Source organism: Enterococcus sp. 2STP (assembly GCF_032465635.1).
GTDB classification, from domain to species: Bacteria; Bacillota; Bacilli; order Lactobacillales; family Enterococcaceae; genus Enterococcus_B; species Enterococcus_B lactis.
Genome location: NZ_JAWDJH010000001.1, coordinates 81,397 through 88,959, shown reverse-complemented (window position 1 = coordinate 88,959; position 7,563 = coordinate 81,397). Strand labels below are relative to the sequence as shown.

Annotated in this window: 6 protein-coding genes, 1 tRNA gene and 1 pseudogene; 3 read left to right on the top strand and 5 right to left on the bottom strand. The window is 37.0% G+C overall.

The features are described 5' to 3' along the window. A pseudogene (locus RWU19_RS00415) lies at positions 1–233 on the top strand (peptidase M23); the annotation flags it as partial. A gap of 225 nt (positions 234–458) precedes the next feature. Here the strand turns inward: RWU19_RS00415 and RWU19_RS00410 are convergent. Both RWU19_RS00410 and RWU19_RS00405 read right to left on the bottom strand, forming a co-directional pair. Beyond that, positions 459–542: transfer RNA gene (locus RWU19_RS00410), tRNA-Leu, on the bottom strand. A 21-nt stretch (positions 543–563) separates the two neighbouring features. Further along, positions 564–2,084, bottom strand: coding sequence for a hypothetical protein (locus RWU19_RS00405; RefSeq protein ID WP_002335674.1), 1,521 nt, complete (start codon positions 2,082–2,084; stop codon positions 564–566). Positions 2,085–2,381: 297 nt separating this feature from the next. Between RWU19_RS00405 and RWU19_RS00400 the strand changes: the two genes are divergently transcribed. Further along, positions 2,382–2,882, top strand: coding sequence for a GNAT family N-acetyltransferase (locus RWU19_RS00400; RefSeq protein WP_070770589.1), 501 nt, complete (start codon positions 2,382–2,384; stop codon positions 2,880–2,882). Positions 2,883–3,067: 185 nt separating this feature from the next. Here the strand turns inward: RWU19_RS00400 and RWU19_RS00395 are convergent, their stop codons facing one another. Both RWU19_RS00395 and RWU19_RS00390 read right to left on the bottom strand, forming a co-directional pair. Then, positions 3,068–3,412 carry a metal-sulfur cluster assembly factor gene (locus tag RWU19_RS00395; protein ID WP_002292174.1) on the bottom strand — a complete coding sequence of 115 codons (345 nt, stop codon included), beginning with the start codon at positions 3,410–3,412 and terminating at the stop codon, positions 3,068–3,070. Positions 3,413–3,564: 152 nt separating this feature from the next. After that, on the bottom strand, positions 3,565–4,485 hold the full coding sequence (locus tag RWU19_RS00390) for a YitT family protein (RefSeq protein WP_002316215.1): 921 nt from the start codon (positions 4,483–4,485) through the stop codon (positions 3,565–3,567). Positions 4,486–4,669: 184 nt separating this feature from the next. Here RWU19_RS00390 and RWU19_RS00385 point away from each other — a divergent pair, with 184 nt between their 5' ends. Further along, on the top strand, positions 4,670–5,161 hold the full coding sequence (locus tag RWU19_RS00385) for a YajQ family cyclic di-GMP-binding protein (protein WP_002309430.1): 492 nt from the start codon (positions 4,670–4,672) through the stop codon (positions 5,159–5,161). Positions 5,162–5,185: 24 nt separating this feature from the next. Here the strand turns inward: RWU19_RS00385 and RWU19_RS00380 are convergent, their stop codons facing one another. Continuing rightward, positions 5,186–7,561: an ATP-dependent DNA helicase gene (locus RWU19_RS00380; protein WP_123838090.1), complete on the bottom strand. Its 2,376-nt coding sequence runs from the start codon at positions 7,559–7,561 to the stop codon at positions 5,186–5,188. Between the last annotated feature and the right edge of the window lie 2 nt (positions 7,562–7,563).

The following is a 7,563-nucleotide window of genomic DNA, read 5'->3' as shown; positions in this document are numbered from 1 at the left end:
CAACGGCAACAAGCACGAATGCTGCAAAAGAATGGATCGCACAAAAAGAATCAAGCGGTTCTTACACAGCAACGAACGGACGTTACATCGGACGTTACCAATTAGATTCTTCTTACTTGAATGGTGACTACTCTGCTGCGAACCAAGAAAAAGTGGCAGAACAATATGTTGCTTCACGTTATGGTTCTTGGGAAGCCGCGAAAGCATTCTGGGAAGCAAACGGTTGGTACTAAGATTCATTATTTGAACGTTTAAACACATTCAAAATAGGAAGAGGCCATGCGAAAGAATACATCGCATGGCCTCTTTTTGAGTTGTTTTGTCACATCAGAGCGAGTTTTTTGCTTATCTATTACTTCTATGCCTTTCTTGCCGAAATCTATTTTATATCAGATTTTATAAAAAAATACCGATGGGATCTCTCCCTCGATATCTTTTCTCAGTATATAAAAAAATTATGCGGCTAAGAAGATTCGAACTTCCACGAGGTCGCCCTCACTAGCGCCTGAAGCTAGCGCGTCTGCCAATTCCGCCATAGCCGCATCACATGTTCTAGTTTAGGATTACATTTGTTTTTTGTCAAGAACATATTTTTTGTTCTTTTTTATCTCTACGCGTTTTCCCTCTTGCAACCAATACAAATAGTTCATCCGAGTAACTCCATCATCTATTGAAGGGCGATAAAAAAATTCTGTTTTTTCCATAAGCTCAATTTCACTTTTCAGAAAATTGGTCACATGATGCGGGACGCTATCGATGCAAACATAGACATAGTCAACAGCACGGATTCTTTCAAATAGTGCTTTCTCCCCGTACTCATATGCGTCGATTCTTTCGACAGTTTTTACATATTTCTGCAATCCTTTTACGAATCCTTTTATTTGTTTGTTCCCGATCACAGCAATTTTGAGTGATGATGCCCACTTTTCAGCATCTATGCTCAATTGCTTTTTACTTGGCTGTTTAGATTTTTGACTTGTTCTCTTTAGATATTTGTCGCTTCTTCTTTTTGACTTATTCTGTTCAACGATAGGATAGCAATACCTTAGATATACTGGACCGTCTACTGTTTTTTGATGTACTCGTACTGCTATCCCATCTGTTAAAAGATCTTTGCGTTTAAAGCTCTCTTCTACTATCAGTGGTCTTCTTTGCTCCGTATTGACCTCGTGGAAATAAATGCTGCCCTCTTCTATTTCTACAAAACCATAAAAAATATTTGTTTCTTGATACTGCAAATCATTCGCTTGTTGTTCAAAGATCCATTGATACCTATTGAACAGCTTGTTCAGCTGATTGAACTTATAAAATGATTGGGTGTCTAACTGCTGAATCAATGCATGGATCAGATCTTGAGGAGCTGCTTGTACGAAGTTTTGTTTTTCCTTTGCTAATTGTTCTGTTTGTCGCTGGTTGACTTTAGACAACTGCTGCAGTTCTTGTTTTTTCTTCTCCATGATTTTCAGATACGTAGCATTTCTATTTGAAAGCTTTTCTAATTTCTTGTTCAGTCGATCATTTCTTTTCTTTAATAAATCTGACGCTTTATGTATTCTCTCTAGATAATGTTGCATTTGGCTATTTTTTTGCAGCAAATAAATGATGATCTGGTTACGTTTTTGGAGTTCCTGAAGTGCGTGATTATCTGTATCCCAGCCCACTTCTTCTAATTTTTGATACAATTGTTCTGTTTTCCTCTGCTGTTCGATGACTTTTTGTCTCATCTCTTCTTTTTCTACTTTTGCTTGCTGTTGCTGTCGTTCGAGTTGCTGTGACAGCTCTCTGATGTGTTTCTTGTCCTCTCTTCTTTTCTTGCTCACAGTAGCTACTTGCTTTTTTGCTTTACTCAATTCTTGCTTCAATTGATTCATTTCATTGTTTAAACGAACGACTCTGGGATCGGTAGCTATTTTATTTTGCTGCTTTTTCTTCGTTTCTTTGTTCTTCTTTTTCTCTCGATTCAGCTGTTTTTGCTGCATTTTCTCCAACAACTGTCTTCTTCTTTCATTTTGATACTGATTATTTTTTATTTCTGCTTGTTGCCATCCTTCTGGAATTCTTTTATAACCGCTAAAGTAGTTCACGAGATCTCCTTTCTAGTGATCATAAGCAACGGACGAAAAAACTTTAAATAACACATTTATTAAAAAATCAATTTATCTTGAACTTTCAATATCAATCAATAAGATCATTTTTTCAAAAGATAACGAGCATTCATCTATTATAAAAACAATACAATAAATAACAAAAATCTGCAATCGTTTATTTTGTTAAATTATTCTTAATACGATACATCACAAAAAATAAAAATAAGAATGGCTATTCACCAAAATAGTGCTATAGTAGAAAAAAATATGTTTACTTAGGAAGAGGCGGATTCGATGAAATTGATCAAACTATGGGAAGCAGATTTGGAGAAAGCTTATCGGCTGCAAATTAGCTTCGGACCAAACGAGAATGGATTTATCAACAATGCTTACGGCTATACACTTGCTGAATTTTTAGATTATGTAAAAAAATGCGAAAACACTTCTTTAGGGATCGATCTTCCTGAGAATTACGTTCCCGCAACCGTCTTTATTTTGGAAAATGATGGACATGAGTATGTAGGAATTTTTAATCTGCGCCATAAACTGAACGAATCATTAAGAAACGGCGCTGGCCATATCGGTTACGGCATCTCCCCTGACTATCGTAAAAAAGGATATGCAACACAAGGCTTAGCATTAGTACTGCAAGAGGCAAAAAAACTCGGCATCGATGAGGCACTTTTGTCTGTAAATAAAAAAAATCTTGGCAGTCTTAAGGCGCAGCAAAAAAATGGGGCCACGATTTATCGTGAAGATGAGAAAGAATACTATACGAAAATCAAATTGATGTAAAAAAGATGGATGGCAAAAGGAAAGGGATTTGAACATCCTTTATCAATAGAACACATTTATTTGATTAACTTCTAATATAGCAGACAAAATTTTATAAACAAAAAAACCTCTTATCTCTTTTCTTCAAGAAAGGATAAAAGGTTTTTTTTTACTACTTACTTCTCATAGCTAGTCAGTCAAGATTCCTATCGAATCCCCAACGCAATCCGTGCATAACGGCTCATCTTATCGGTCGTCCATGCTGGATACCAGACAAGTTTTACTTCTGCTTTCGTTACTTCTGGCACTTCTTTCAATGCGTCATGGATAGATTCTGTTAAAATATCGGCTAGTGGACAGCCCATAGTTGTTAGCGTCATTTTGATGACTGTTTCTCCGTTTTCAGGATTGAATTCTATATCATAAATCAAGCCTAAGTTGACAATATCGATTCCTAATTCAGGATCGATCACCATTTCCAAGGCAGCAAGAATACGTTCTTTGATCAGTTCTATTTCTTGCGCAGACCGTTCTTGGTTTGCTTCGCTCATCGTACGACACTCCTTAACACGATTTTTATTTATCATACTCTTTTTTTAACTACTTGTAAATGAGAATTTAGAAGGAAGATTCTCGTTTAAATTTATAAAATGTCCTTGTTAGATGGAATACATTAAATTCATTCTAAAATAAATCTGATTCCTCATTTTTTTTGTGAACGATTTTTTATTTCTGGCAATACACCTGTTGTTCGATACATTTTTTGTTCGTTTTCATTTGCAAATCGGCCAAATACTGAATGAGTTGGTAAAATATTGATAAATGCATCGTCGTCGATTTCATGAACGATCTGATCAAGATCATACATTTCATAGCGGGTGATGACCATCATGATCATATTTCCTTGTTTTTTTGAATAGCCACCGACAGACGGAAGCAATGTCATTCCACGTACCATCCGTTTCGCTAGTTCTTCTGTTACCTCTTCCGGTTTGACGGTCACGATCATCGCTGTTACTTTTTGATGACTCGTATGGATGGCATCAATCACTTGAGTCATTGCATAAATGGAAATAATCGTATACAAGGCACTTTCCCAGTTAAAGAAGAAGCCTGCGATGACTACAATGATCCCATTTAGAATCAGCATGTAATTTCCGACTGTTTTTCCAGTTGTTTGTGAAAGCACAAGAGAGATGATGTCCATCCCACCAGTTGTAAAGCCCATTTTTAAAGATAAGCCTACGCCAAGACCTAATAAGACACCGCCTACTAAGGCATTCATCAAAATATTATCAGTAATCTGTCCGACTGGAAGTAGCATCGTCATCACTGATACGCATACAACGTTCACAAAACTAAGGATCGTTGCTCGTTTTCCTACTTTGAGAAACCCTAATACAAACACAGGGATATTCAAAATAAAAATAAATGTTCCTGTGTCTACCTTGATATGAAACCATTCATATAAAAGCGAGGAAATGATTTGAGCGATCCCATTCATCCCTGCAGAAAAGACATTGGCTGGAATCAAAAAATAATTTAAAGCGACCGCAGCGGTCAATCCGGTTATCAAAATAACCACTATTTTCTTTAATCTTTCATTTTTATGATACGCAGTCATAATTTTGCTCACAAGCACCTCTCCTCTACTTTGTTATTCCAAATGTAAGAATAACAGTTTATCTATTAAAATAAAATACTTCGAACTCAAATGAGAAGAATTTTAGCAAACAAGTAAGAATCTGCCCCATTCCTATGATAAGATAGATGTATAGTAAACTTATACGTATATCAGGAGGGTTCTTATGGCAAAAGATGCTAGCTTCGACATTGTATCAGAAGTCAATACAGAAGAAGTAAAAAATGCGATTCAGCAAACAACAAAAGAATTGACTAATCGATTTGACTTCAAGGATTCTACGGTAGAAATCAAATTAGAGAACAGCAATCTAGTTGTCTTGAGCGATGATGATTTCAAAATCGAACAGATCAAAGATGTATTATTTGGTAAGTTGATCAAAAGAAATGTGCCAATCAAAAATATCCATTTTTCCGAATCGGAACACGCGCTAGGTGGCAAAGCTCGTCAAACTGCCGATCTGGTCAACGGAATCGATCGCGAAAACGCGAAAAAAATCACTACAGCTATCAAAAATGAAAAACTGAAAGTAAAAGCACAAATCCAAGAAGATCAGATTAGAGTGACAGGTAAAAACCGTGATGATCTTCAAGCTGTGATTGCTTTATTACGTAAACTTGACTTACCAATCGAGTTGCAATTCACTAACTATCGTTAATGAAAAAAACGAGGCTGACATCTGTCATCCCTCGTTTTTTTCATTTACTGCTTCTTTGGATGACCAAAAACGCTGTATTCCTTCTTCCAATTCTCCAACACTTCGTACTTCTCTTGCTGTTTGCCAATGTTGTGGGAATAAACGTCGATAAGAGAAACGAGCAAATCGTTGATCTGCCAATACCACGATTCCTTGATCCGCCATGCCACGAATCACTCGACCACCAGCTTGCAAGACTTTGTTCATTCCAGGAAGCTGATAAGCGTAAGCAAATCCAAGGTGTTCCTTCTCATCATAATATGATTTGATCAGTTCCTGCTCATGATTCATCTGCGGCAACCCTACACCTACGATCATACTGCCGATCAATCGGTTTCCTCTCAAATCGATTCCTTCTGAAAAAATCCCACCAAGTACACAAAATCCTATCAATGTTTCATCGGGATCTGCTTGGAATTTTGCTAAAAATCGTTCGCGTTCTTCTTCATTCATGTCCGTTTCTTGGATCAGCACATTGCTGTCAGGATATTGCTGTTTGAATGCTTCCGCCGCAAGGTCTAAATATTGATAAGAAGGAAAGAAAACGAAATAATTTCCGACCTTTCCATCAGCAAAAGCATGGATCGTCTCAACTAATTTTGCCAGACTTTGTTCCCTGTTTCGATAAGTCGTCTCTAAGTAATTTGCGATGAAAACTTGCTGGTTTCCTTCTGGGAAAGGACTCGGCAGTTTGTAAGCGAGACTTTTTTGTCCGCCCAGTGTTTCCTGATAATAAGATAGGGGTGAAAAACTCGCAGAAAAAAGGATACTGCTTCTTCCTTTATCCAACGACTGCTCAAGAAACAAGCTTGGATCAATACAAAACTCTTTTACTATCAGATCGTGATACGTTTTTTCGACCGTTGTTTCATAGTGATCATCATAAAATTCACTGACCTTCAAAAAATGAAGCAAATCAAAATAATAAGGAAGCAATTGTTCTTGTGATGGATGCTCAGGAAATTCTGCTAGCCATTCTTTGATTTTTTCGCTTAATTGATAACCTGCCTTTACTAAAGATTCAGCTGGTGCTTTTTGATGATGGTAATCCCAATGATCTTCTTTTGCTATTTCTCGGATCGAATCAAATTCTTTCAATAGTTTGTTGAAACGACGATGGAGTTTTTTGAATTCCTTTGGTATAGCTTCCTTACTTCGTTTCGTTTTTTCATAAGATAGTTCTGCCGAATACATCTCTCGAGAACGATTCACCAAATTATGTGCCTCATCAATCAAAAACAGATAATCCTCGTTTTTTTCATCTTCAAAAAAACGCCTTAAATAAACAGTGGGATCAAACAAATAATTGTAATCCCCAATGATCACGTCGCACCAGATACTGACATCTAATGATAGTTCGAAAGGACAAAGTGTATGCTTTCTTGCATAAGTTTCGATGACTTCTCGTGTGATCTGATTCTCATGATTCAAAAGATCCCATAACCCTTCGTTGATACGATTGTAATAACCATTGGCATACGGGCACTGATCTGGATTACAGGTCGTCTCATCTAAAAAGCAGATCTTATCTTTAGCCGTCAAAGTGACACTTTTTACTTCAGCTCCAGTATCTTTTAATGCTGTCATGGCATCTTCAGCTACTTGTCTAGTTATTGTTTTGGCTGTTAGATAAAAGATCTTTTCTCCCTCTTCTTCCCCTACAGCTTTCAAAGCGGGGAATAACGTAGAGATTGTTTTTCCTGTTCCGGTAGGTGCTTCTACAAACAATTTCTGTTTCGTACGGATTGTTTTATAAGCAGCTACCGCTAGTTCACGCTGGCCTTTCCTATACTCATCATGGGGGAATTTCAAAGCCATCAAAGAGGCATTGCGTACAGTGCGCCAGTTTTCTTGAAAAACAAGCCATTCTTTATAATCTTCAGTCAGTTTTTTAAAAAAAGTTTCTAACTGCTCTCTTGTCTGATGTTCGACCTTTCTCGTAATCACTTCTTCAGCCGTCTGAAAGTAAGTCAATTGCAGATTTATTTCTTGTAAATCATGTTCTTGACTATAGATATAGGCATACACCCTTGCTTGATGAAAGAAAAGTTCCACTTGTTCTGGTTCTAAATCTTCAAATCGTGGTTCGGAGGTTTTGATTTCATCTATATAATAAATACCATCTCTTTTGAAAATACCGTCTGCACGGCCTTCAACGATCAGGTGATATTCATCTAATGGAACTGTTGTTTTTAAAAAGACTTCTTTTTCATAGTCTTCTCCCGCATCTTTTTGGAGCTTGCGGTGGATTCTTGCTCCTTCTAATGCAGTATGGCTACTTTTTTTACGATTGTCGATACTTCCACGTCGCAAAATAAATTCTACTAAATGCCGCACAGATATTTTTGACTGTTTGATCATTT

Coding starts and splice junctions, on each gene's coding strand:
- RWU19_RS00400 (WP_070770589.1), top strand. CDS start 2,382: ATGAAATTGATCAAACTATGGGAAGCAGATTTGGAGAAAGCTTATCGG.
- RWU19_RS00395 (WP_002292174.1), bottom strand. CDS start 3,412: ATGAGCGAAGCAAACCAAGAACGGTCTGCGCAAGAAATAGAACTGATC.
- RWU19_RS00390 (WP_002316215.1), bottom strand. CDS start 4,485: ATGACTGCGTATCATAAAAATGAAAGATTAAAGAAAATAGTGGTTATT.
- RWU19_RS00385 (WP_002309430.1), top strand. CDS start 4,670: ATGGCAAAAGATGCTAGCTTCGACATTGTATCAGAAGTCAATACAGAA.
- RWU19_RS00380 (WP_123838090.1), bottom strand. CDS start 7,561: ATGATCAAACAGTCAAAAATATCTGTGCGGCATTTAGTAGAATTTATT.